Here is a 21,136-nt window from a genome sequence, read left to right as displayed (position 1 = left end):
TATAGAAAAGTCGTATCAACGAACAAGCTTTTAGTGTTTGGAGGGAAAAAAATGCGCGTAAATATTACGTTAGCTTGCACCGATTGTGGTGACCGTAACTATATTTCAAAGAAAAATAAACGCAATAATCCAGATCGCCTCGAGCTTAAAAAATACTGCTCCAGGGAAAAGCGGGTTACATTACATCGTGAGACAAAATAAGCAGTAGGGCTTCCTGCTGCTTTTTTTGTTGTCCTAAAATAGGAGAGTGGGGATTTGCAATGGATGAGAAACGGATTATACGGAATGAAATGATAAACCGCCTTAAGTTAATTGACGGTGAAACATATAAGGATTTGTCGGCTAGAATAGCCGGAAGGCTTTTTGAACAACCTGAATGGGTTAATGCCAAAGTGGTTGGCATTACGATTTCCCGCCCCCCCGAAGTAGATACATATGCAATTATTTCGCAGGCATGGCTGGAGGGCAAGATGATTGCCGTCCCAAAATGCTTCCCGGCGAACAGGAACATGGATTTCCGCTATTTAACTGATTTCTCCCAGCTTGAATCAGTATATTATGGGCTTAAGGAGCCTAAGGAAGAAATGACCGGCCTGGCGCTGAAGGAAGACATTGACTTATTGATTGTACCGGGGGTGGCATTTTCAACCAATGGCTTCAGGCTAGGCTTTGGGGGAGGATATTATGATCGTTTCCTGGCCGGCTATAGTGGGAAAACTGTTTCGCTAGCCTTTTCATGCCAACTCATTGATAAACTTCCTGTTGAAGTGCACGATATTCCGGTTGGCCGAATTATAACAGAACAAAGGGTTATTCACCCATGATTATAGGGAAGGTATTAAGTATCTTGTTGATATTTCTAGCCTCATGGGCAGGGTGGAGGCTGAAGTCACTGACAAAGTCGGGCGCGGCCGCAGCGGTTGCAACCGGGTTTGCCATATTTTCCGGGGCAGGCCCTGAAGGACTTATCCTCTTAGGTGCTTTTTTTGTCACTTCCAGCTTATGGTCTAAATTCAATGGAGTAAAAAAAGTATCAATAGAGGAAAAACTGGCAAAGGGATCCAGAAGGGACTGGAGACAGGTGGCGGCAAATGGAGGGCCGGGGGCTCTCTGCAGCCTGCTGTTTCTGGCCACCTCCGACCCAATCTGGCTCATTTGCTTTGCTGTTGCTATTGCAAGTGCCAACTCGGATACGTGGGCATCTGAAATAGGTTCCTTGAGCAAGAGAGAACCCGTAAGCATCATTAATATGAAACGGGCTGAGCGAGGAACTTCTGGCGCCGTCAGTTCACTAGGAACGGTGGCGGCTATTTGTGGCGCCGCTTTGATCTCCATTCTTGCTGTAATCTTATTTGAGTTGACGCCGGCATACGGCATAGTGATTTTTGCCTTCGGGTTTTTTGGTAATATGCTTGACACTATTATGGGTGCTTTTTTTCAGGCACTATACAGATGTAAGGCATGTGGTATTGAAACTGAGAAAGCCTTCCATTGCGGGAATAAAACTATTAAAATCAAGGGAATCGCCGTTCTTGATAATGATATGGTCAATTTCTTGTCTGGATTGATGGCCGCATGGGCCACTTTTATACTTCTAGCATTTAAATAATCCGGTACCGCAGAATGAAAACCGCCGCTTTGGAGAAGCTTGATTTTGAATGGGAAAGAACCAAAAAAAGCCGCAATTCAAAGGAGGAAAAAGAATGAAGCGTGTGAACAGGGTTGTTGTAATCGGGATGGGACTTGTCGGATCAAGTTATGCATTTGCCCTTCTGAATCAAGGAGTCACTGAAGAACTTGTTCTTATCGACCTCAATAAGGAAAAAGCTGAGGGAGATGCTATGGATTTGAACCATGGTCTTCCTTTTGTACCATCAAAAACGAATATATGGTTTGGTGATTACGAAGAATGTAAAGAAGCAGATATTGTTGTCATTTGTGCGGGTGCCAATCAAAAGCCTGGTGAGACTAGGCTGGATTTGGTCGAAAAAAACACCAAGATATTTAAAGGGATTGTCGATAGCGTAATGGGAAGCGGTTTCGATGGGATTTTTCTCGTAGCAACCAATCCTGTTGATGTTTTATCTTATGCAGTCTGGAAATTTTCCGGTTTGCCGAAGGAAAGGGTTATTGGTTCGGGGACGATTCTCGATACAGCCCGCTTTCGCTTTCTTCTTGGCCAGCATTTTGATGTTGATCCTAGGAACGTCCATGCCTATATTATTGGAGAGCACGGCGACACCGAGCTGCCAGTTTGGAGCCACGCAGACATTGCGGGGACAAAAATTTCGGAATGGACAAAAAATAAGCAAGGATTCAATGAAAAAGAACTTGAAAGCATTTTCCCGAACGTCAGGGATGCAGCCTATCATATTATTGAAAGAAAAGGGGCTACTTATTACGGCATAGCAATGGGGCTTGTTCGTCTGACGAAAGCGATACTTGGCAATGAAAACTCCGTCCTGACTGTATCGGCATGTCTTGAAGGCGAATATGGCCACGAAGATGTCTTTATCGGTGTTCCGGCAATCGTCAATCGGAATGGAATTAGGGAAATTGTAGAACTTGATTTGAATAATGAGGAAAAAGAAAAGTTTGCGCATTCTGTCGATGTTCTTAAGAAATATCTCGCGCCTGTCATGAATCAGTAGGACAGGCCACTGAGTAGCTTGCCCTTTTTGTATACTTTCTTTCCCAAGGGGAAAGTTAAGACAGGAGGGAATGCGATGAACAAAACACTATCTTCAATTCTGATGATTGGCACAGCAGGTTATGCCGTTTATCGTTACAGGTACCGGTTGATGAATGTAATTCTCGGAACTAGCTGGGTCAGGAAAGCCGCTGTGAGTACAATTATGGGGCTGCCGGGAACAAAGAAAAAATTGATGGAAACAGTTTTTGGAAGCCCGAACCGTTGATTTTGACGGTCCGGCTCTTTTTTTGTCTAAGAAGAAATCCCATAAAAGGGAATGCCTTTTGTTTTCCTTTCTTGTAGGAGCGGAATTCGTTTATAATAGTGAGAGAAAGCAGGATGTCCGGGGATGCAGTAAACCCGGAGAAAGCAGGGGAAGCTTTTGTATAATAAAGAAGATTTTATATTTTGGAAGCTCGCGGACTTTTTCATTGTCCAGACAGGCTACAGAATTGTGAAGTTATTCCCAGATCAACGGGAGTTGTGGCTTGAGAAAAAAGAGAATAAAAAAGCACCGATTATCAGGCTTTTGCACAATGATGTTGCGTGGAGCAATTGGATGGTAAGGGATATTGAATCGACTGCTTTGACCGGTTCAAGGATAAGAAAGCAAATGAACAGGCGGGAGATGCCGCTCATCAATATATATGTCAGTGAGCACCCTCCTGTGGATGACTATGAAGATGCCATTGGCAAACCCTTTATTTATCAGGACCGAATGTCGGAAACACGTGTCCACTCCATATTGTTTTCTGAAGGGACATACAATGACGCCGAAAAGGCCCTGGCCAATCTGGCTGCGTTTGACGACCTGGATTTTTTACATAACCTGGACGAAGCGATCGATCCTGAAGAAATTAAAAGGCATGCGCTACTCCATGCAAAAAAAGAAGCCGAAAAGGAACAGGCTGTCTTCAAAGCAGGAAAGCCCTTCTTTACATATATTTTTTTGGCGATTCAAATTGCTGTATTCCTTTTGCTCGAAGTGAATGGCGGCAGCACGAATCCCTCTACGCTTTTAAAATTTGGCGCAAAATTTAATCCGCTTATCTTAAATGGTGAATGGTGGAGATTTCTAACGCCAATTTTTCTACACATAGGATTTCTACATCTCGTCATGAATTCATTCGGCCTATATTTTGTCGGAACGGCTGTTGAAAGAATCATGGGTAGTGGACGGTTTTTATTTGTCTATTTGTTTGCCGGCTTTGGCGGTTCATTGGCAAGCTTTTTGTTCAGCCATGAAGTTTCCGCTGGGGCCAGTGGGGCGATCTTTGGATGTCTCGGCGCACTTCTTTATTTCGGCCTGGTTTTCCCAAAGCTTTTTTACAGGACGATGGGTCCCACTGTAATATTCATCATCATATTGAATCTGATCTTTGGTTTTTCAGTTGCAATGGTAGATAATGCAGGTCATTTGGGTGGCCTGGCAGCGGGTTTTCTAGGTGCAGGAATTGTCCATTTCCCTAAGAAGAGGAAACTGCTTCTACAGTTTTCATTTGCAGCGGTTTCAATCCTGATGACTGTTCTTCTTCTGCAGCACGGATTTAATAAGGGACTTGGGCCTGAGGATGAAAGGTCAGTCATATTGCTTGCTGAGGGATATATCAGCAACGAAAATTATGAGCAGGCATATAAAGTCTTAAAGAAATACGAAACAAACACTTCTGTGACGGAAAAGACGTATTTCATGCTTTCATTCGCGGAAATAAAATTAGGGCAATATTCCGAAGCAAAGATTCACTTGCAAAAAGCGATTGATTTAAAGCCCGAGTTCCCTGAAGCCCATTATAATCTGGCCCTCATTTATCTTGAGGAAGAGAATGTAAAAGTGGCACTGGAACATGCGGAAAAGGCAGTCGCGCTCAAACCGGGCGAAAAAGAATATGAGGATCTAGCTGATCAATTGAGAAAAGCGATGCTCGAAGAATCTTACAGATAAGAACTTTATTGAAATTGAACATTATTTTGCCATGATGGTAGGGGAAAAACTTGAAAAATGTCTATGAAATTCAGCAATTTTTAAAAAAGTATGGAACAGTCATTTATGTCGGCAGCAGGCTGGCAGACCTGGAACTGATGGAAGAAGAACTTATTGAAATGCACAACTCACAGTTGATAGAAACCCAGGAATTCCAAAATGCAATTATGTTATTAAGACATGAAATTCAATTGGAAAAAGAAAAAAATAATAGAAAATCAGGTGATGGAGAATGATGGAAAAGTGGCTGGCGGGTATTGATTTGGGAGGAACAACAACAAAGCTCGCATTTATCTCGGCATATGGGGAAATCATTCATAAATGGGAAATACCAACAGATAATTCCGATGAAGGAAAAAACATTATCGTAAACATTGCTAAATCAATCGATACAAAGCTTGAAGAAGCGGGACAGACGAAGGACAAGCTGGCTGGAATTGGCATGGGGGCACCCGGTCCGGTCAATTACAGCACAGGTGTCCTTTATAATACGGTCAACCTCGGCTTCCGGGATAACTACCCACTTAAAGATATCCTTGAGGTAGAAACCAATTTGCCTGCAGCTATTGACAATGACGCGAATTGTGCGGCCCTTGGGGAAATGTGGAAAGGGGCAGGTGAAGGGGCTAAGGATTTAGTTTGTGTTACTTTGGGAACTGGAGTTGGCGGAGGAGTCATCGCAAATGGCCATATGGTCCAGGGCGTAAGCGGTGCCGCCGGAGAAATTGGCCATATATCGGCTATACCGGTTGGAGGGGCGCAGTGCAATTGCGGAAAAACAGGCTGCCTTGAAACAATCGCCTCGGCAACAGGGGTCGTCAGATTGGCCATGGAGGAAATTAGTAAAGATGGTTCAAGTGAAATTGGGCGAATCTTTGCCGCTAAAGGGCTCGTTACAGCCAAGGATGTGTTTGAATGTGCGAAAAATGGAGATGCATCCGCTTTAAAGGTTATCGAGGAGGTAGCTTTTCATCTTGGCTTAACCTTGGCTAATATAGCAAATACGCTGAATCCCGAAAAGATTGTTCTCGGGGGAGGGGTCTCCAAAGCAGGAGATTTCCTTGTAGACCGGGTAAGAGGCCAATTCGAAAGATTTGCCTTTTCGAGAGTCAGAGAAACAACGAAAATAGCTTTGGCAACATTGGGTAATGCCGCCGGTGTGATTGGCGCAGCCTGGCTGGTAAAAGATAAAGCATCTCTTTAGATGATAAAAGGCTCCTTCATATGGGGGCCTTTCTTCATTGTCCAGGAATGATTCTTTCTAGGGTTCATACATAAGAAATAGAGAGGAATGAGCCAAAGCAGAAGGAGGCTAATAATGAGGATACCATCTAATGGGATTGAGACACTTGGGGAGCTGGCGGAGATTTTTAATCTTCCGGTTGATTTGATTTCTGATTCGAACAGGGATGAATTCATACAGGGGGCGGTCCCGCGTGGAACGATAAACATTCCTGGCTATACACTGCTCCCGGGCCGACATATTAATTGGGAATCAGTAAAAATAGCAATCGGCCAGCAATTGGACGCTTTAAAAACAAACTCTTCCATTGGAAGGTTTCTTCAGGAACGGGAATTCATCCCCTGGAAGATTACATCCCCATGCATATTGGGCCGTATGGCATACAGCTCTGTCATTCTTGAAAGGGACCTTGAGATTTTAAAGGAGGCCTACCCGTTTATTACACTTACCGAAATTGGCAAAAGTGTGCTTGGAAATCCTATAAAGGAAGTAAAAATAGGCAGAGGAAAAAAGAAATTACACTTTAATGCCTCCTTCCATGCAAACGAGTGGATAACGAGCGGCATTCTCATGGACTTGATGAATGCCTATCTTCTGGCATTGACGAATAATTATTTGATCTGTGGCATTGGAGCTATGTCGGTCTATAATACAGTCGAACTTTCGGTGGTTCCGATGGTAAATCCTGACGGGGTGAACCTGGTGCTTGAAGGACCAATGAAAAGTCAGGAAAACAGGTTAATGAACATCAATCACGACAACAGAGATTTTTCGGGCTGGAAGGCAAATATTAATGGTGTGGATTTAAATAATCAGTTCCCCGCCAATTGGGAAATTGAAAAAAAACGAAAAGAACCTAAATCTCCCGCGCCACGTGATTATCCGGGTAACAGGCCTCTTTCGGAACCAGAAGCTCTGGCAATGGCAAAACTTGTCGAGAACGGAAATTTTGATATGGTTTTTGCCTTTCATACTCAAGGAGAAGAATTTTATTGGGGATATAATGGGAAGGAGCCTGAGGAGTCGCTAAAAATCGCCTCCATCTTATCATCCTGCAGCGGGTATAAGGCTGTCCGTACAATTGACAGCCATGCCGGATTTAAAGATTGGTTCATTCAGGAATATAACAGGCCGGGCTTTACAATTGAGTTAGGGAAAGGCATTAACCCACTGCCTTTATCACAATTTGACAAAATCTATGATAATGTCAGAGGCCTGTTTTTTTCTGCGCTCACTTTATAAACTTCTTAGGGAATATGAAAACTTATTGAAACTTTCAAGGTTGTCAACACGTCTATAGTATATCGGATTAGTGAGGGGGAAGGGAATGGGCATAGGTTTTTTCGAAAAAAATGTTCATGTTGCAATGCCTGCCAGGCTTGTACTGGTCTGCTTTATTCTCCTGACCCTGGCGGCATGCAGTGATTCAAAACAAATTAAGGTCCAGCCCGGGGCGCCGGCAGAAGATGATTCCAAGGGGAAGTCGCAGGAAGAACGCCTATCTACGGAAAACTGGAAGATGCCAATAAAAGTACCGGAGGGTGAGTTTTTCAAGGTTTTCGGCTGGCTTGATGATAGCACCCTGATTTATGCATCAAATTTGGAATCCACTTCAAATCTTTACTCCTATTCCCTTGAAAAAGGGGAGAGCAGCCTGATTGTTCAAACGGACCACCCTATTGCCGAGGTATCACTGAATCAGGATCGGACAATGATTTTGGTGCATACTTCATCGTCGTCATATGAAGCGATTGTTGACATTTATAGTATTGACGGAATTAAAATATCAGGACAGTCTTTTCCCTCAACCGAGCTTCATGCTGAATGGAATCCTTACAGGCCAACCGTCGCGTCCATCGTGGCTTTTAATGATGATTGGACTTTTCACGCGTACCGGATGGATGCTGCCGAAAAAACGGTGGAGGAAATGACATTGCCGGATCCGTTCGTGGAGTGGATTGGGGAAAATAAAATCGCGTATCTAGATTGGAACGAAGAAACTCCTTCCATAACCGCTCCTATTGTCCTTGAGGAAATCGGGGAAAAAGCGCAAATCGCTGGCATGGAGAATATTTATCGGATCGAATCGTTCAAAAATGCTCTGTTAACGGTAAGTGCGGATGGAGGAAACACGGAAAAGGCGGTATTCACTTTTTATGACAAAGAACTAAAAGAATATAACTCTTTTTCTATGCCGCACTTGTCCAGTTTTTCCGGCTGGCTTGTCCCTTATATGGACTTTAACGAAGAGAAAAAATTGTTTGCAGTCTTTGAACCTGCCAGAAGCGGAGAAGCGGATACGTATACGGAGGGGTTCACGCTTGTGGTGCATTCAGAAAGAGATAGCTCCGGGAGAAGGGTTTTTATGGAAGGAATCGATAACCAGCCCATTTTATCCTCACCCAATGGAAAAGTCTATCTTTATGGGTTTAGATATGAAAAAATAATTGATATTGAAACAAAAAAAATACTCCATCTTGTGAAAGAGTAGATAGCAAAATATAAATTACAAAAAAAGAACTGCCGGCGAAACCGGCAGTCTTTTTAGTGGGTCCCAGTTGGGTAGCCATCTTTCCAAACGGTCATAAAAGTGAACCAGCCAAACACAAGGAGAGTGCCTACGGCAAAAAATAATCCTAAAAAGTTCTTGTTTTTCAATGCAGTAAATGAACTATACGCTGCCAACAATGTCACAAGCGCGAAAATAATCACTAGCCCCATTATGATGCCCCCTTTACCATATAGTCGGCGGGCTGTACAGCCCGATCAATTACACAGTTTCTATGTAAGAAACATTCCTTTCCATCCGTTTTAATTCTATAGTTTTTTATCAGTTTTGTCGAGTATTAGTGTACAATTAGGCTATCAAGTGTATAACGGAGGTTTTATTGATGAATTGGTTTCCTGTTCCTCTAGGAGGGCTGCAGACTAATTGCTACGTCCTATATGATAACAACCGTAACTGCCTTATTTTTGATCCGGGGGAAGAGGCGGCTAAACTGAAGTCGATTATAGCGGAGAAGAAGCTAAACCCTCTGGCTATTATGCTTACACACGCCCATTTTGACCATATTGGCGCGGTAGATCCAATCAGGGATCATTACAAAATCCCTGTTTACCTCCATGAAAGGGAAAAGAAATGGATGGGCGATCCTGCCTTGAACGGATCTGCTTTTTTCCCTGGAACTCCAATAAAGGTGAGGCACGCGGATCATATTCTTGGTGGCGAGGGAAAGATGGAACTGGACGGCTTCTCATTCGAAATACTTGAAACTCCCGGCCACTCACCTGGGAGCGTTTCTTATTACTTTCCTGAGAAAGGGATTATTGTATCCGGGGATACATTATTCATGGGCAGTGTCGGCAGAACGGATTTACCTGGCGGCAGTGAAAAGGAACTTATGAAAAGTATTCATACAAGGCTGCTTGAGCTGCCGGAAGAAACGATTGTACTTCCGGGCCATGGACCTGCAACGACCATTGGGGATGAAATGGCTTCAAATCCTTTTTTGCATGGTTTCAGATAATAAGACAGTTTGGAGAGAGGTTCTATGCTTGACCACTTTAAAAAAAGGATCGATGATGCTGAAGGAGGGTATATTTCGTACGCCGACTTCATTCATATAGCCCTTTATCATCCTGATGAAGGCTATTACATGAACGATTCAGAAAAAATCGGCCGTGCTGGTGATTTCATTACAACGAGCAATATTTCGGATATATTTGGGCGGGTCATTGCAAAGTGGTTCTCACGCTTGGTTGCCGAACAGAGGCTTGAGCCTGCAGTTTGTGAAATAGGCGGAGGCAATGGCCGATTTGCGAAAGCCTTTATCGATGAGTGGCAGAAGATAGAGGATCGGCCCTTGTCCTATATCATAGTCGAGACAAGCCCTTACCATAGGAAATTGCAAAAGGAATCGCTTAAGGATTTCCACGGGTTCGTCCAAGCGGAATCGCTTGAGAATATTACGGAGTTTAATGGCCTTATCTTTTCAAATGAGTTATTTGATGCACTCCCTGTCCATGTGATTGAGAAAAAGTCGGGAGAACTTATGGAAGCCATGATCGGATATAATGAGGGCGGGTTATATGAAAAGCTTTTGCCACTAGAAAATGGTGAAATTTTCACGTTTTTGGAGGAATATAAAATAAATCTCTCCGAGGGTCAGAGAATGGAAATTCCACTGGCTTCGTTAACCGTCATCAAAGAAATGGCAGGTTCAATTGATAAAGGTCTTGCTGTGACGGTGGATTATGGGTTTACAGCAGAGGAATGGGGAACTCCCGCCAGAAAAAAAGGCAGCCTGCGAGGTTACATGAAACATAGGATGTATGACAATGTCCTTGCTAATCCTGGACAGATGGATATCACGTCGCACATCCATTTCGATGTTCTTGAGAAGGCTGGGGAGAAACTTGGGCTTCGCTTTGTTTCTTTGTTAAGGCAGGACGAATTCCTTATCGCAGCGGGAATTCTAAAGGAAATGGAAGAGAATTACGATCCTAATCCCTTTTCTGAGACAAGCAGGAGAAACAGAGCAATCAGGAGCCTTGTCCTTCCAACTGGGATGAGCACGGCCTTTCGTGTCCTGGTTCAGGAAAAAGGCCTGCAATTAAAGGCTGAAGTATTTTTCCAATAATGAAAAACAGCCGGGGCTGAAAAGCTCCGGCTGTTTTTTGGCAAAAATTGATCAATGTCCTCCGCCAAGTGGCATCATAAAAGTAGTCCAATAGGTGAAACCGGCGAAGAAAACCGTCAAATATGCCCCAAAGACATACATATACATGCGTTCGGATAATTTAAGATAACTTAAGAGAACAAAGAATCCGGTCTGGGCCAAGAAAAGCAAAGCTGTTTTTGGCATATGCCCCAAATAAAACATTACCGTGAAAATTCCTGTCCAGAAGCCGAGCACTCTATACATCCGCTCCATATGTAACCCTCCCTTTTACCCGCAATACCCATCGTACAATATTATAAGATAAAAGAGATGGAAAAGTAAACTATCGTCTCTTAAGTTAATTAGTTACTAGCGCCTGATAGGAACAAGTACCGCAGCCATTAGCGATATTGCCATGCTCAATGAGCTCGGCGGTTTCAAATAGTGCTTCGAACATCCCTTTTAAGAACTCATGATGCATGCTGCAGACAGTTTCGGAATGCTCCGCGGCCACTTCCTTGAACGGACAATTGAAAATTTGGAAGAAAATTTTAGTCTGTTCTCCATTCACTTCAAATTCCGGATCGAAACCAGCGAGTGTGGCGGCGTTTTTAAGAATAGCCAATTTCTGTTCAAAATCAATTTCGGCACCAGTCAGTTGCTTTTTAGCCATTTCCTGCTCAATGACTTCAGTCCCGAAACGCTTGCCGGTCAAGTACAACGCTTTTTTTCCTTCTTCGCCAAGTGAGAGCATTGTTTGAATGGCGACTCTTGATAAAAGCATGTAATCACGGTAAGGGAAGTGAAGCTGGATGACACCTTCTGACAAGCGGTACAGCCTGCTTGGCCTGCCGCCTTTGCCAGTCTTTTTTGTTTCTGAAGCGAGCATGTTCACATCCTCAAGCTTTGAAAGATGCAGGCGGGCTACGTTCGGGTGGATATTAAAATTATCCGCTACTTCCTGGACGGTTACCTCCTGATGGCGCTTGGTAATGTATTGATAGATATAATACCTGGTTGGATCGGACAGCACATTAGTGATTTTTAGCGTTTGCTCCATTTTGGTTCACCTCGGACTTCTTCAATTTATTCCATTATAATACAGCCAAACCATCATTGGAATGAGGTTAACAATGTTAACACTATATGTTTAGAAAGTGTTCACAAATTCATCCTTGTTATTATACAAAGGTGGCACAAAAATGAAACAAACATTAAACAGCGAATCTGTCAATAGTGGTTTTAAGTACATTAGTTACATCAAATTCAAATTTTTGCAAAAAATGTTCGCCTGCCTTTATGGAAATAGCCAAGATCCTACGTGAAAGTTTGCAAAAAATTCACAATTTATATATCTATGAAATTAAAATTCTGTCGGAATTTCTGTATAATGGAAAAAGAAAGGTGGTGGTACTAATTGCTAGTGTTATAGAAGCCCTCGCTGACCGGATAATAGCAGATGCTGTTAAACAGAATGCCACTGACATCCACATCCTTCCCCGCAAAGAAGACACTCTCATCCAGCTTCGCATCACCAATAGGCTTAACCCACAGATGGTCCTGCCGAAAGAAGAGTGTGAAAGGCTCATTTCCCATTTTAAGTTTACTGCCCATATGGATATCGGTGAAAGGCGCAGACCGCAGAGCGGGGCGATTATTACTGAAGTAAACGGTGCAAGATTTGGACTCCGGCTGTCGACACTTCCATCCAATCAGCGCGAGAGCCTGGTAATCAGGCTGCTTCCCCAGCAAGAGAAATTTACGTTTGATCAACTCTCCCTTTTTCCATGCATGTCAAAAAAGTTGTTGAACCTCCTCAAACACGCACACGGGATGATTATCCTGACCGGCCCGACCGGAAGTGGCAAAACCACAACGCTTTACTCCCTCCTCCATGAAACCGCCAGTAAACATCACCGGAGCATCATTACCCTTGAAGACCCAATAGAAAAGGAGTGCGGAACTGTACTGCAGGTCCAGGTCAATGAAAAGGCCGGAGTGACTTATGCAGCGGGCCTCAAAGCCATCCTGAGGCACGATCCCGATATTATTATGGTCGGTGAAATCCGGGATGCGGAAACCGCCAGGACAGCAGTAAGAGCCTCGTTGACCGGCCATCTCGTGCTCACGACGATGCATACGAGGGACGCAGCGGGGGCCATATACCGGCTTCGTGAATTTGGCGTTGATTGGCTCGAGGTCGAACAAACATTACTGGCCGTGACAGCACAGCGAATTGTCGAATTGAATTGTCCATACTGCGGGGAAACTTGCTCTCCCTATTGCCACTCAAGCGGGGTGAGAAAAAGGGCGAGCGTTTTTGAACTTCTTTCTGGCAAACACCTTCAGGCAGCCATCAAATTTTCAAGGGGGGAGGCTGGTAAAATCCGTTATCCGACTTTAAAGGAAGCGATAAGAAAAGGAATCGCTCTCGGTTATATAAAGGAAACCGAGTATGAAAGGCTGGTATTTTTCGATGAGGAAGAATAAATGGCCGTTAAAGGCCCAGGCAGAATTCCTTAAGAAAGCTGGAGAGTTGCTGCAACGGGGCTACCATATTGCGGAGGCAATCGAATCAATTTCATGGCAGATGCCCGCTCACCGTAAGAATGACCTTGCCACTTGCCTGGCGTCATTGAAAAACGGACTTCCATTCCATAAGGCGCTTGAAGAATTGGGATTTAATCGGGAACTAGCCGGATATGTCTATTTCGCAGAGAAACATGGCAATTTCGCAGAAGCCGTCTTAGAAGGAAGTACCGCCATACTTAAAAGGGACAAAGACTCCAGAAAACTTCTCAAATTAATGTATTATCCGCTCATCCTCCTCGTTTTTACCGGAATGCTCATGATTTTTGTACAACAAACACTGCTTCCCCGTTTTACTATGCTTTTCAACACAATGGGCTTAGAAGCCAATTTTTTCACAATAATAATTGCGGCTATAGGAAAAGCTCTGCCAGTCATTGGCGGGATGACTGTGTCCGGACTGGCCATTGGCATGGTCGCATACCAAATATGGTTCAAAAAACTACCTATTCTTTCCCAAAGAAAACTTCTTCTGAAAATCCCGCTTTCCGGCAGACTCCTCAGGCTGATCCATACACATTACTTTTCACTTCAACTAAGTTATTTACTCAACGGAGGCTTGTCCGTTTTCGAAGCATTGTCTTTTTTTGAGGAAAATAAAAAACAGTCATTTTACAGCAGTACAGGCAAACTGATGAAGCAACAGCTTGCCGCTGGTGAGATGTTCGAGGCCATCCTGACGGGCTCGCCATTTTTTGAACCTGAAATGTCGATGATTGTTCGGCACGGACAGGAAAATGGGCGGCTGGGCGAGGAATTGTACTTCTACAGCAAGCACTGCCTTGCCAGCATCGAAGAAATAGCAGAGAAGTTTACAAAGGCGATTCAGCCGACAATGTTTATTGTGATCGCTTTTCTGGTCGTGTCGATTTATATGGCCATTCTGTTGCCAATGTTTCACATGCTTGATGGAATCTAATACTAGGGGGAACTGAAATGAAAAAATGGTTAAGAAATAATGAAAAAGGCTTTACCCTGATTGAAATGATGGTCGTCATGTTGATAATTTCGGTGTTATTGGTGATTACTATCCCAAATATTACGAAGCATAATCAAAATATAAATAAAAAAGGCTGCGGTGCTTATAAAAAAATGATTGAAGCCCAAGTACAGGCATACCAAATGGATTTGGGAAAATATCCTTCTTCTATCGCCGATCTTGTACAGGCTAAATACCTGCCCGAAAACGCGGGAGGATGCCCGGGTGGAGAAACTAAAATCGTAGTAGGCCCAGGTGGCGCTGTAACAGAGGAGACAGTCACAGGGCCATGATAAAGCAAGAGCAAGGTTTTACGATGGCAGAAATGCTCATTGCCTTGGCGGGGTTTTTGATCATTTCCACTGTTTGTCTTACGCTTGCTGTCCCGGTGCACCAATTGGCAAAGAGGGAATCCTTTTTTTCGATCCTGAAAGCAGATTTCTATTATGCGCAGATGTACTCCATTTCCCATCAAACTGAAGTTACCCTGACTTTTATGGAAACGGAAAATAAATACTACACATATGACGTATTTGACAAATCACGGCTTGCGGCCCGAAGCTATCCAAACGACTTAAAGGTAGTCCCCGGTTCTATGCCGTTGACATTTAGATTTCAGCCGGATGGCAATGTTAGCCGGTTTGGATCATTTTTTATCCTGTCCGAGGGTAGAAGGTTTAGGATGACACTCCTGATTGGAAGGGGGAGGTTTTATATTGTCGAGGAATAAGGGTTTTTTCCTTGCTGAAATGCTGCTGTCCCTGACCGCCTTATGTACCGCTGCTTTATTCCTTGTCCCCGCTCTTACTTTTGTTTATGAAAGGGGAATCCAGATCCAAAAGGAGAACAGTGCCAGAAGTCTTTTGTATGCAGAACTGTTGAAGGCCGAGGCCGAAGAAGTAATGCCGGAAAATGGCGATAAGCTCATTAAGGGAACTTCTTATTCAATTACCTACAGCCAAAATCTAGATGGTAGAGGGGAGGTATGTGTGGAATATGAGGCCGCATTCTCTTTCGAAAAAAAGATATTATGCGGAAAAGTCGAATGAATTAGGGTTTTCCTTGGCCGAAATGCTCCTGTCATTGAGCGCGTTTTGCGTTATTTCAATTATTTTGGTGCCATCTGTTTTTGTGATGGAAAGCAGTAAGGTAAGGGGCGAACTTGCCCTCCAGAACATGGAATGGGATGTCTTTTTGGCCCAAACAAAAAAAGAGTTGCGGATGAGCAGTTCAGTCCAGGTGCAATCAGGCAAACTGGTGATAAGGAATGGAAAGGATGTCATCATCTATGAAAAATATGGGGCAAATCTTCGAAGGAGGGTTAATCTGGCGGGGCATGAAATCGTGCTTCAGAACATTTCGGGTGCTTCCTTTTTACGGGAAAACCAAACAGTAAGGATACAGGCCACCGGTTTAAAAGGCGAGAAGTATGAAGGAAACGTCCACTCATTCGTCGCGTGGGAGGACAGCTGATGCTTAGAAATGAAAAAGGGTTCACTTATCCTCTGGCGCTAGCTTTCCTTCTCGCCTTCTCAGTTTTCCTGGCAATGTCCGCTGAGCTTTTGCTAATACAGGAAAAAATGGCAAAAGAAACAGAGGCGGCTCTTCTTGAAGAATACTATTTGCTTTCATCCCTTAAAAAGACGGAAAAAATGTTGCGGCAGGAGGCCACATATCCTAATAACGGCAATTTCTTATTTGAAAAGGGCTTTGCGCAATTTACAATATCACCCGATGCCCAAGGAGTGCAGAAAGTAACGCTTATTGTAACAATTAAAGATTCCCATACAGTTGAAGGATATGGCTTTTATGACCCAGTACAGAAAAAAATGATAAAATGGATGGAAAAGAACTGACCGGGGCGATGTGACATATGAAAACTATATTTTTAATTGGGTTTATGGGGTCTGGAAAATCAACAGCAGGCAGGCTGCTGGGGAATACGCTTGAACTTCCCTTAATAGATATGGACGAAGAAATTGTCCGAGAAGAAGGGATGAGCATTAACCAATTATTTGAGGAGCAGGGAGAAGAATATTTTCGGGAGCTAGAAACCGGCCTGTTACAGAGGATTCCTGATAACGGTTGGATTGTCTCGACTGGAGGAGGAGTCATCCTGAGAGAAGAAAACCGGACAATCATGATGAAGAAAGGAATCGTCATTTATCTTGAAGCCACTGCGGGGGAGCTGCTAGTCAGGCTGAAAGAAGATACGTCACGTCCGCTTCTGGCCGAGAATAAGGAAAAAGAAATAACCGATCGACTGGGCCAACGGCTGGAAATTTACCGGAATGCAGCTGATTTTACAATTTTGACCGATGCGAAAAGCCCTGAAAAAATTGTTGGAGAGATACTAGCCTGTTTGAAAGATGCGCTTTAAGGACATACTTGTCAAAAGAGAGCGAAAAGCAGGTGTGAACAATGAAAACCAACGATTATGTAGAATATATGACGAAAACATTCGTTAAATATATTGACCAGCCGAAGGATGAGCGGAAGAGGATGCGTGCTGAAAAGAAGCAGGATAAGGCCGCCTTCTGGTATCGGTGGTTTGGGATCATCCCTTATGTGATTTATCTGGAAATCAAAAATAAAAAGAGATGAGAAGCGGGCGCCAAGCCGCTTCTCTTTTTTTTTGACCCGTCCCTAGACCGCGTCTTCCTTTAAATAAAACAGCCCACCATTTATAAGGGATATGAGGACTTTTGGTTCATATTGTTCCTGTAATGCTTTTTTTTCAGTGTTATAACTTTCAGCCCGATCTTCTTCAGCGTTCTCGTAAAAATGGTCAAGAAGCCGCTGGTCCTGTTTCCACCTTTCGATAGCCGCCTGTGCCCAGTCGTGGTTTTCCTCTTCTATACCTGACTTCAGATACTTTTCAATTCGAATAAATCCGCTCCCGGGCTTAATTAAAGGCGAAAGTGTATAAGAGTAATCGGGAATTTTGGGAGTTAAAGGAATTTTGGCTACACGCTCATGGAAATTATCAATGATTCTTCCGTTAATCAATTGCAATCCGATCGATTTTAAAACATCCCTTTTTCGGTCACATTGATAGGATACTTTTACATTCAGGCAGAGCCATGGAAGAAGAGCGGTCTGCTGTCCGCTTTGATGAGCATGATATAGGCGTATATACCTTGCCAGGTTTTTGGACGATTCGAATATTTGGTGAAGCCTCGGGGATCCGAAATGGATATTCTCTCCTTTAATTCCTTCAGGTGCCTTATCCTTATTCGTCACGAAAGTAACTGACATAGGATTGGGAACCCCTCCGGTTTTATCGAGATAATGCCAATAAAAAGGCCGGTTCATTAATTCCTTGTCAATTTCTGCTGTCAGCTGGATGGTAAGATGGCCTTCCGAATCATCTGTGATCATACAGCTGTTAGCTTTGAAATAGCGGTATAAAAAGTTATGAATGTCCTGCTGCAGCATGCTGTCCTTCCCTCCGGGTCCCTTTTGCGAATTCAATCATTGATGCCAGGTTTTCCATCTTAATCCTCATTTCACCTTCAGTGGCAGAACGTCCGAATATATCTGTAAGGTGGTCATCAATATTTCCCAGCTCCATTTTGACGAGAATATCATCCAATTCTCCAATGACTTTTTCAAACAGGCTGATTTTTTCATACAAAAGCTTTAAAACATGCTCTTCCATTGTATCTTTCACCGCGAAATTATAAATCATCACATCCTGTTTCTGTCCAAGACGGTGGACACGCCCTATTCTTTGCTCGAGCCTCATTGGATTCCATGGAAGGTCGAAATTAATGATATGGCTGCAAAATTGTAGGTTGATTCCTTCTCCCCCCGCCTCTGTCGCAATGAGGACCTGTGCATGTTTCTCAAAAAGCTCTCTCATCCAGTCTTTCTTTCCTCGCTTAAAACCGCCTCGAAAAGGGACCGAGCTGATTCCATGCTGTTTTAGGAACCATTGTAAATACAATTGAGTCGCTCGGTACTCGGTGAAAATAATCACCTTTTCGCCAGTTTTTCGGATTATTTCCAATGCCATTTCGGCTTTTGAATTCCGGTCAACCTGGTTGACTTTCTCCAGTAGCTTTTGAATGGTACTAGTAAAATGGAGGGAGGCATTTTCCTTCTTTTGCAGCATGTTTTTCAATGTATAATAGACAGCTTCCCTGCTGCTGCAAGCTTCCCTTTGCAGTGTCATAATGGAGAAGGCACCAGTTTCTGTCCAATCCTGTGATATTCGCAATTCAGTAATGGAATCATATAGACTTCTTTCGGTCTCGGAAAATTCAATAGCAATCGTTTCGACGTGCCTCTTTGTCCATTCAATGCCTGTTTCTCCGCGTCGATTTCTGATCATTACTTTATTGACAAGTTCTTTCAAATTTTCGTTATCCGCCAAAGAACGGGCTTCCTTTTTGTATTTTTCATAAAAAACGGACTCGTTGCCAAGGTGGCCAGGTTTCAAAAGTGATACAAGATTGAAAATCTCTTCGATTTTATTCTGGATCGGTGTTGCGGTTAACAATAGGCAGAACTTTTTCTTCAGGTTTTGCGCAAATTCGTAGTTTTTCGTTTTGTTATTCTTCAATTTATGGGCTTCATCTATAATGACCATGTCATAATCTTGTTTAAACACAAGCTCGCGATGGGGGTTCCTTTTGGCCGTGTCGATAGATGAAACAACCACATCGCATTGATCCCAAACATATGACTTTTTTTGCGCTACAGCTGGAATATGGAATTTGGAGTTCAGTTCCATTGCCCATTGGGTGACAAGCGAGGCTGGAACTAGAATCAGCACTTTTTTGACAAGTCCCCTTATCATATATTCCTTTAGAATCAGTCCCGCCTCAATCGTCTTTCCAAGACCTACCTCGTCTGCGAGAATCGCCTTTCCATTCATATTTTCAACCACCTGTCTGGCCGCTTCAAGCTGATGGGGAAGCGGGGTAAGCCCAGGGAGATAGTTGGGTGCCTGCAACCCTTCAAAATCAGGAATGGCAAGCTGCTGTTCTGCACTTATTGCCAAATTAAATAGCTCCCAATTCCCCCAGGGGCCATCATGGTCGATTTTTTGCAAAAAATCCTCTTGCCAGCAAGTATCGAATTTTATCTTAACAGGCATTCGAAGGGCCCCTTCCCTGATAGTTTTCGAGTTAATATGCAACCGCTTACTTTTTTTATCCCAAACCTGGATTACGGGTATAAAACCTTTGCCCTGCTAACAGGTTTAATGATAGGATGAAGGTAGTCTTGAAAGTTTTAAAAATTGCAATAATCTTCCTCTTTCACAAGTGTTTTGCTTACCCTGGATCAGATTTGGTCTGTGAAAGGAATTGAGGCGGGGCGGACAAGGACAGATTCTGTTCTTAGTATGGCCTGTTTTGAAAATATTATAATTGCGGATGATGGCAAGGGGAGAGACTACAGTTTGTAGCGCCGAAGGAGCAAGCAGCGGGTATGTGTGAATCTCTCAGGCAAAAGAACTCTTGCTGGACGCGGCTCTGGAGAGCGCTTTACATAAGATAGAGTGATTCTTACCTCAGCGGGTTAACCCGCTGGCGGTTAGATGAACCAATCGGCCTTTTACAGTCAGTATGATCCTCACCCTCGATCCATTACCGAAGTGGGGACTTGCTGCATGTTAAGAGCGGGATAAAGCCACCAAAGGGGAAAACCTGGCAACAGGCAAACTTTCAGGTGAAAGGACAGAGACCTCTCTTGCAAAAAAGGGAGGCCTCTGTCCTTTTTTGCTGCTGCCATTACATAATGGAATGCTTTTTTATACTTAACACGTGAAATGGGAAAGTTTTGCGAAAAAAACAGGGGATTGGCAAAACAGTGGAAGTGGAAGTTCATTGAAATTGTAAGGATTATTCAAAAGAGGGGGTATTTACATGCCGGAATTAAAACGTACGCCGCTACATGAAATTTATAAGGAATATGGCGGGAAAACAATTGACTTTGGCGGATGGGATTTGCCGGTTCAATTTTCTGGTATCAAGGAAGAACACGAAGCTGTCAGGACAAAAGCGGGTATTTTTGACGTTTCCCACATGGGTGAAATTGAAGTGAAGGGCCCGGACAGCCTTCAGTTTTTGCAAAAAATGATGACAAATGATGTCTCAAAGGTGAAGGAAGGCGCGGCCCAATATACCGCGATGTGCTATGAAAGCGGCGGCACTGTCGATGACCTGCTCATTTATAAAATGGGTGCCGACCATTACTTGCTTGTCGTAAATGCTTCCAATACTGATAAGGATTATGAGTGGCTGAATGATCATCTAGAAGGGGATGTCACACTAAAAAACCTGTCGGATCAAACCGCTCAAATCGCCATCCAGGGACCGCTGGCTGAACAGGTCCTTCAAAAGCTTGCGCGGGAGGATAATCTCTCGGAAATCGGCTTTTTCAAATTCAAGGACGAGGTCGACTTAAACGGGGCAAAAGCACTTGTCTCGCGGACCGGTTATACAGGGGAAGACGGCTTTGAAATATACTGCAAACCAGAAGATGTGGCTATGCTTTGGAAGGAAATCCTTGAGGCTGGTAAAGAAGAAGGCGTGTTACCATGCGGCCTCGGAGCCAGGGACACACTTCGTTTTGAAGCAAACCTCGCTTTGTATGGACAGGAGCTTTCCCCGGAAATTTCACCTTTGGAAGCAGGAGTCGGGTTCGCGGTCAAGGTGAATAAAGAAGCCAATTTTATCGGGAAGGAAGCATTAAAGCAGCAGAAGGAAAACGGCGTCCCAAGAAAGATTGCCGGTATTGAAATGATTGACAGGGGCATTCCGCGCCATGGCTATCCAGTTTTTGTAGATGGAGAGCAAATCGGCGAGGTTACAACGGGCACCCAGTCACCTACACTTAAGAAAAATATAGGGCTCGTGCTAATAAAATCAGAATTTGCCGGTCTGGATAACGAAGTTGAAGTAGAAATCCGCGGTAAAAAGCTTAAGGCAAAAATTGTACCGGTGCCTTTTTATAAACGCGAAAAGAAATAATAGGGGGA

Annotated in this window: 27 protein-coding genes and 1 riboswitch; of the genes, 22 read left to right on the top strand and 5 right to left on the bottom strand. The window is 43.6% G+C overall.

Annotated features, from left to right (window positions below):
- Nucleotides 1-51 precede the first annotated feature (51 nt).
- The 10 genes from rpmG (at nucleotide 52) to BN1002_RS13065 (ending at nucleotide 8,407) form a co-directional block, all read left to right on the top strand.
- On the top strand, nucleotides 52-201 hold the full coding sequence (rpmG, locus tag BN1002_RS23340; protein ID WP_082036235.1) for a 50S ribosomal protein L33: 150 nt from the start codon (nucleotides 52-54) through the stop codon (nucleotides 199-201).
- Between the two features lie 59 nt (nucleotides 202-260).
- Entirely contained in the window at nucleotides 261-824 is a 564-nt protein-coding gene (locus BN1002_RS13105) for a 5-formyltetrahydrofolate cyclo-ligase (protein ID WP_048825519.1), read from the top strand.
- Entirely contained in the window at nucleotides 821-1,609 is a 789-nt protein-coding gene (locus tag BN1002_RS13100) for a DUF92 domain-containing protein (RefSeq protein ID WP_048825518.1), read from the top strand. Before BN1002_RS13105 ends, BN1002_RS13100 begins: the two co-directional genes overlap by 4 nt.
- Nucleotides 1,610-1,703: 94 nt before the next feature.
- Nucleotides 1,704-2,651: an L-lactate dehydrogenase gene (locus tag BN1002_RS13095; protein WP_048825516.1), complete on the top strand. Its 948-nt coding sequence runs from the start codon at nucleotides 1,704-1,706 to the stop codon at nucleotides 2,649-2,651.
- Nucleotides 2,652-2,726: 75 nt separating this feature from the next.
- Entirely contained in the window at nucleotides 2,727-2,918 is a 192-nt protein-coding gene (locus tag BN1002_RS13090; protein WP_048825514.1) for a hypothetical protein, read from the top strand.
- 156 nt (nucleotides 2,919-3,074) lie between these two features.
- The gene (locus BN1002_RS13085) at nucleotides 3,075-4,634 is read left to right on the top strand and encodes a rhomboid family protein (protein WP_048825513.1); all 1,560 of its coding nucleotides are present in this window, start codon (nucleotides 3,075-3,077) and stop codon (nucleotides 4,632-4,634) included.
- Nucleotides 4,635-4,684: 50 nt separating this feature from the next.
- A complete protein-coding gene (locus BN1002_RS13080) occupies nucleotides 4,685-4,909 on the top strand; it encodes a YqgQ family protein (protein ID WP_048825511.1) in 225 nt (74 codons plus the stop codon).
- Nucleotides 4,906-5,877 carry an ROK family glucokinase gene (locus BN1002_RS13075; protein WP_048825509.1) on the top strand — a complete coding sequence of 324 codons (972 nt, stop codon included), beginning with the start codon at nucleotides 4,906-4,908 and terminating at the stop codon, nucleotides 5,875-5,877. The genes BN1002_RS13080 and BN1002_RS13075 overlap by 4 nt, the downstream gene beginning before the upstream one ends.
- Before the next feature lie 114 nt (nucleotides 5,878-5,991).
- On the top strand, nucleotides 5,992-7,158 hold the full coding sequence (locus tag BN1002_RS13070; RefSeq protein WP_048825507.1) for a M14 family metallopeptidase: 1,167 nt from the start codon (nucleotides 5,992-5,994) through the stop codon (nucleotides 7,156-7,158).
- Nucleotides 7,159-7,243: 85 nt separating this feature from the next.
- Nucleotides 7,244-8,407 (top strand): YqgU-like beta propeller domain-containing protein, encoded by a 1,164-nt coding sequence (locus tag BN1002_RS13065; RefSeq protein WP_048825506.1) that lies wholly within the window; start codon nucleotides 7,244-7,246, stop codon nucleotides 8,405-8,407.
- A 53-nt stretch (nucleotides 8,408-8,460) separates the two neighbouring features.
- Here BN1002_RS13065 and BN1002_RS23335 read toward each other — a convergent pair whose 3' ends face one another.
- Nucleotides 8,461-8,637 (bottom strand): DUF2759 domain-containing protein, encoded by a 177-nt coding sequence (locus BN1002_RS23335; RefSeq protein ID WP_048825504.1) that lies wholly within the window; start codon nucleotides 8,635-8,637, stop codon nucleotides 8,461-8,463.
- A 170-nt stretch (nucleotides 8,638-8,807) separates the two neighbouring features.
- Here BN1002_RS23335 and BN1002_RS13055 point away from each other — a divergent pair, with 170 nt between their 5' ends.
- Both BN1002_RS13055 and BN1002_RS13050 read left to right on the top strand, forming a co-directional pair.
- Nucleotides 8,808-9,443, top strand: coding sequence for an MBL fold metallo-hydrolase (locus tag BN1002_RS13055; RefSeq protein WP_048825502.1), 636 nt, complete (start codon nucleotides 8,808-8,810; stop codon nucleotides 9,441-9,443).
- A 24-nt stretch (nucleotides 9,444-9,467) separates the two neighbouring features.
- Complete coding sequence (locus BN1002_RS13050) at nucleotides 9,468-10,556, top strand: class I SAM-dependent methyltransferase (RefSeq protein ID WP_048825500.1); 1,089 nt, start codon at nucleotides 9,468-9,470, stop codon at nucleotides 10,554-10,556.
- Between the two features lie 51 nt (nucleotides 10,557-10,607).
- Here BN1002_RS13050 and BN1002_RS13045 read toward each other — a convergent pair whose 3' ends face one another.
- Nucleotides 10,608-10,850, bottom strand: coding sequence for a DUF2626 domain-containing protein (locus tag BN1002_RS13045; RefSeq protein ID WP_048825498.1), 243 nt, complete (start codon nucleotides 10,848-10,850; stop codon nucleotides 10,608-10,610).
- 85 nt (nucleotides 10,851-10,935) lie between these two features.
- The gene (locus BN1002_RS13040; RefSeq protein WP_048825496.1) at nucleotides 10,936-11,637 is read right to left on the bottom strand and encodes a helix-turn-helix transcriptional regulator; all 702 of its coding nucleotides are present in this window, start codon (nucleotides 11,635-11,637) and stop codon (nucleotides 10,936-10,938) included.
- Nucleotides 11,638-11,981: 344 nt separating this feature from the next.
- Here BN1002_RS13040 and comGA point away from each other — a divergent pair, with 344 nt between their 5' ends.
- From comGA to BN1002_RS12995, 9 genes are read left to right on the top strand one after another with little or no spacing between them, the layout of a single operon-like run.
- Nucleotides 11,982-13,067 (top strand): competence type IV pilus ATPase ComGA, encoded by a 1,086-nt coding sequence (gene comGA / locus BN1002_RS13035; RefSeq protein ID WP_048827938.1) that lies wholly within the window; start codon nucleotides 11,982-11,984, stop codon nucleotides 13,065-13,067.
- Nucleotides 13,054-14,085: a competence type IV pilus assembly protein ComGB gene (gene comGB / locus BN1002_RS13030; protein WP_048827937.1), complete on the top strand. Its 1,032-nt coding sequence runs from the start codon at nucleotides 13,054-13,056 to the stop codon at nucleotides 14,083-14,085. The genes comGA and comGB overlap by 14 nt, the downstream gene beginning before the upstream one ends.
- 17 nt (nucleotides 14,086-14,102) lie before the next feature.
- Nucleotides 14,103-14,438, top strand: a complete 336-nt coding sequence (comGC, locus tag BN1002_RS13025) for a competence type IV pilus major pilin ComGC (protein ID WP_048825494.1) — start codon at nucleotides 14,103-14,105, stop codon at nucleotides 14,436-14,438.
- Complete coding sequence (gene comGD, locus BN1002_RS13020) at nucleotides 14,435-14,875, top strand: competence type IV pilus minor pilin ComGD (protein WP_048825492.1); 441 nt, start codon at nucleotides 14,435-14,437, stop codon at nucleotides 14,873-14,875. The genes comGC and comGD overlap by 4 nt, the downstream gene beginning before the upstream one ends.
- Complete coding sequence (locus BN1002_RS24070; RefSeq protein WP_048825490.1) at nucleotides 14,862-15,194, top strand: type II secretion system protein; 333 nt, start codon at nucleotides 14,862-14,864, stop codon at nucleotides 15,192-15,194. Before comGD ends, BN1002_RS24070 begins: the two co-directional genes overlap by 14 nt.
- On the top strand, nucleotides 15,142-15,618 hold the full coding sequence (comGF, locus tag BN1002_RS13010) for a competence type IV pilus minor pilin ComGF (protein ID WP_048825489.1): 477 nt from the start codon (nucleotides 15,142-15,144) through the stop codon (nucleotides 15,616-15,618). The genes BN1002_RS24070 and comGF overlap by 53 nt, the downstream gene beginning before the upstream one ends.
- Nucleotides 15,618-16,001 carry a competence type IV pilus minor pilin ComGG gene (gene comGG, locus BN1002_RS13005; protein ID WP_048825488.1) on the top strand — a complete coding sequence of 128 codons (384 nt, stop codon included), beginning with the start codon at nucleotides 15,618-15,620 and terminating at the stop codon, nucleotides 15,999-16,001. The genes comGF and comGG overlap by 1 nt, the downstream gene beginning before the upstream one ends.
- A 17-nt stretch (nucleotides 16,002-16,018) precedes the next feature.
- Nucleotides 16,019-16,525: a shikimate kinase gene (locus tag BN1002_RS13000; protein ID WP_048825486.1), complete on the top strand. Its 507-nt coding sequence runs from the start codon at nucleotides 16,019-16,021 to the stop codon at nucleotides 16,523-16,525.
- Nucleotides 16,526-16,566: 41 nt separating this feature from the next.
- On the top strand, nucleotides 16,567-16,749 hold the full coding sequence (locus tag BN1002_RS12995) for a YqzE family protein (RefSeq protein WP_048825484.1): 183 nt from the start codon (nucleotides 16,567-16,569) through the stop codon (nucleotides 16,747-16,749).
- Between the two features lie 42 nt (nucleotides 16,750-16,791).
- On the opposite strand, the gene BN1002_RS12990 is transcribed toward BN1002_RS12995, so the two are convergent.
- Together BN1002_RS12990 and BN1002_RS12985 are read right to left on the bottom strand one after the other, a co-directional pair.
- On the bottom strand, nucleotides 16,792-17,583 hold the full coding sequence (locus tag BN1002_RS12990; RefSeq protein WP_048825482.1) for a YqhG family protein: 792 nt from the start codon (nucleotides 17,581-17,583) through the stop codon (nucleotides 16,792-16,794).
- Nucleotides 17,561-19,249, bottom strand: coding sequence for a DEAD/DEAH box helicase (locus tag BN1002_RS12985; RefSeq protein ID WP_048825480.1), 1,689 nt, complete (start codon nucleotides 19,247-19,249; stop codon nucleotides 17,561-17,563). Before BN1002_RS12985 ends, BN1002_RS12990 begins: the two co-directional genes overlap by 23 nt.
- A gap of 280 nt (nucleotides 19,250-19,529) precedes the next feature.
- Nucleotides 19,530-19,623, top strand: a riboswitch (glycine riboswitch).
- A gap of 398 nt (nucleotides 19,624-20,021) precedes the next feature.
- Between BN1002_RS12985 and gcvT the strand changes: the two genes are divergently transcribed.
- Entirely contained in the window at nucleotides 20,022-21,128 is a 1,107-nt protein-coding gene (gcvT, locus tag BN1002_RS12980; RefSeq protein ID WP_048825479.1) for a glycine cleavage system aminomethyltransferase GcvT, read from the top strand.
- Nucleotides 21,129-21,136: the final 8 nt, after the last annotated feature.

Source organism: Bacillus sp. B-jedd (assembly GCF_000821085.1).
Classification (GTDB): domain Bacteria; phylum Bacillota; class Bacilli; order Bacillales; family Cytobacillaceae; genus Bacillus_D.
This window is presented reverse-complemented; position numbering and strand designations above follow the sequence as displayed.

What these genes read in the sequence shown, in the direction of transcription:
- rpmG (WP_082036235.1), top strand. Translation starts at nt 52, where the DNA reads ATGCGCGTAAATATTACGTTAGCTTGCACCGATTGTGGTGACCGTAAC.
- BN1002_RS13105 (WP_048825519.1), top strand. Translation starts at nt 261, where the DNA reads ATGGATGAGAAACGGATTATACGGAATGAAATGATAAACCGCCTTAAG.
- BN1002_RS13100 (WP_048825518.1), top strand. Translation starts at nt 821, where the DNA reads ATGATTATAGGGAAGGTATTAAGTATCTTGTTGATATTTCTAGCCTCA.
- BN1002_RS13095 (WP_048825516.1), top strand. Translation starts at nt 1,704, where the DNA reads ATGAAGCGTGTGAACAGGGTTGTTGTAATCGGGATGGGACTTGTCGGA.
- BN1002_RS13090 (WP_048825514.1), top strand. Translation starts at nt 2,727, where the DNA reads ATGAACAAAACACTATCTTCAATTCTGATGATTGGCACAGCAGGTTAT.
- BN1002_RS13075 (WP_048825509.1), top strand. Translation starts at nt 4,906, where the DNA reads ATGATGGAAAAGTGGCTGGCGGGTATTGATTTGGGAGGAACAACAACA.
- BN1002_RS13070 (WP_048825507.1), top strand. Translation starts at nt 5,992, where the DNA reads ATGAGGATACCATCTAATGGGATTGAGACACTTGGGGAGCTGGCGGAG.
- BN1002_RS13065 (WP_048825506.1), top strand. Translation starts at nt 7,244, where the DNA reads ATGGGCATAGGTTTTTTCGAAAAAAATGTTCATGTTGCAATGCCTGCC.
- BN1002_RS23335 (WP_048825504.1), bottom strand. Translation starts at nt 8,637, where the DNA reads ATGGGGCTAGTGATTATTTTCGCGCTTGTGACATTGTTGGCAGCGTAT.
- BN1002_RS13055 (WP_048825502.1), top strand. Translation starts at nt 8,808, where the DNA reads ATGAATTGGTTTCCTGTTCCTCTAGGAGGGCTGCAGACTAATTGCTAC.
- BN1002_RS13050 (WP_048825500.1), top strand. Translation starts at nt 9,468, where the DNA reads ATGCTTGACCACTTTAAAAAAAGGATCGATGATGCTGAAGGAGGGTAT.
- BN1002_RS13045 (WP_048825498.1), bottom strand. Translation starts at nt 10,850, where the DNA reads ATGGAGCGGATGTATAGAGTGCTCGGCTTCTGGACAGGAATTTTCACG.
- BN1002_RS13040 (WP_048825496.1), bottom strand. Translation starts at nt 11,637, where the DNA reads ATGGAGCAAACGCTAAAAATCACTAATGTGCTGTCCGATCCAACCAGG.
- comGB (WP_048827937.1), top strand. Translation starts at nt 13,054, where the DNA reads ATGAGGAAGAATAAATGGCCGTTAAAGGCCCAGGCAGAATTCCTTAAG.
- comGC (WP_048825494.1), top strand. Translation starts at nt 14,103, where the DNA reads ATGAAAAAATGGTTAAGAAATAATGAAAAAGGCTTTACCCTGATTGAA.
- comGD (WP_048825492.1), top strand. Translation starts at nt 14,435, where the DNA reads ATGATAAAGCAAGAGCAAGGTTTTACGATGGCAGAAATGCTCATTGCC.
- comGF (WP_048825489.1), top strand. Translation starts at nt 15,142, where the DNA reads ATGAGGCCGCATTCTCTTTCGAAAAAAAGATATTATGCGGAAAAGTCG.
- comGG (WP_048825488.1), top strand. Translation starts at nt 15,618, where the DNA reads ATGCTTAGAAATGAAAAAGGGTTCACTTATCCTCTGGCGCTAGCTTTC.
- BN1002_RS13000 (WP_048825486.1), top strand. Translation starts at nt 16,019, where the DNA reads ATGAAAACTATATTTTTAATTGGGTTTATGGGGTCTGGAAAATCAACA.
- BN1002_RS12995 (WP_048825484.1), top strand. Translation starts at nt 16,567, where the DNA reads ATGAAAACCAACGATTATGTAGAATATATGACGAAAACATTCGTTAAA.
- BN1002_RS12990 (WP_048825482.1), bottom strand. Translation starts at nt 17,583, where the DNA reads ATGCTGCAGCAGGACATTCATAACTTTTTATACCGCTATTTCAAAGCT.
- BN1002_RS12985 (WP_048825480.1), bottom strand. Translation starts at nt 19,249, where the DNA reads ATGCCTGTTAAGATAAAATTCGATACTTGCTGGCAAGAGGATTTTTTG.
- gcvT (WP_048825479.1), top strand. Translation starts at nt 20,022, where the DNA reads ATGCCGGAATTAAAACGTACGCCGCTACATGAAATTTATAAGGAATAT.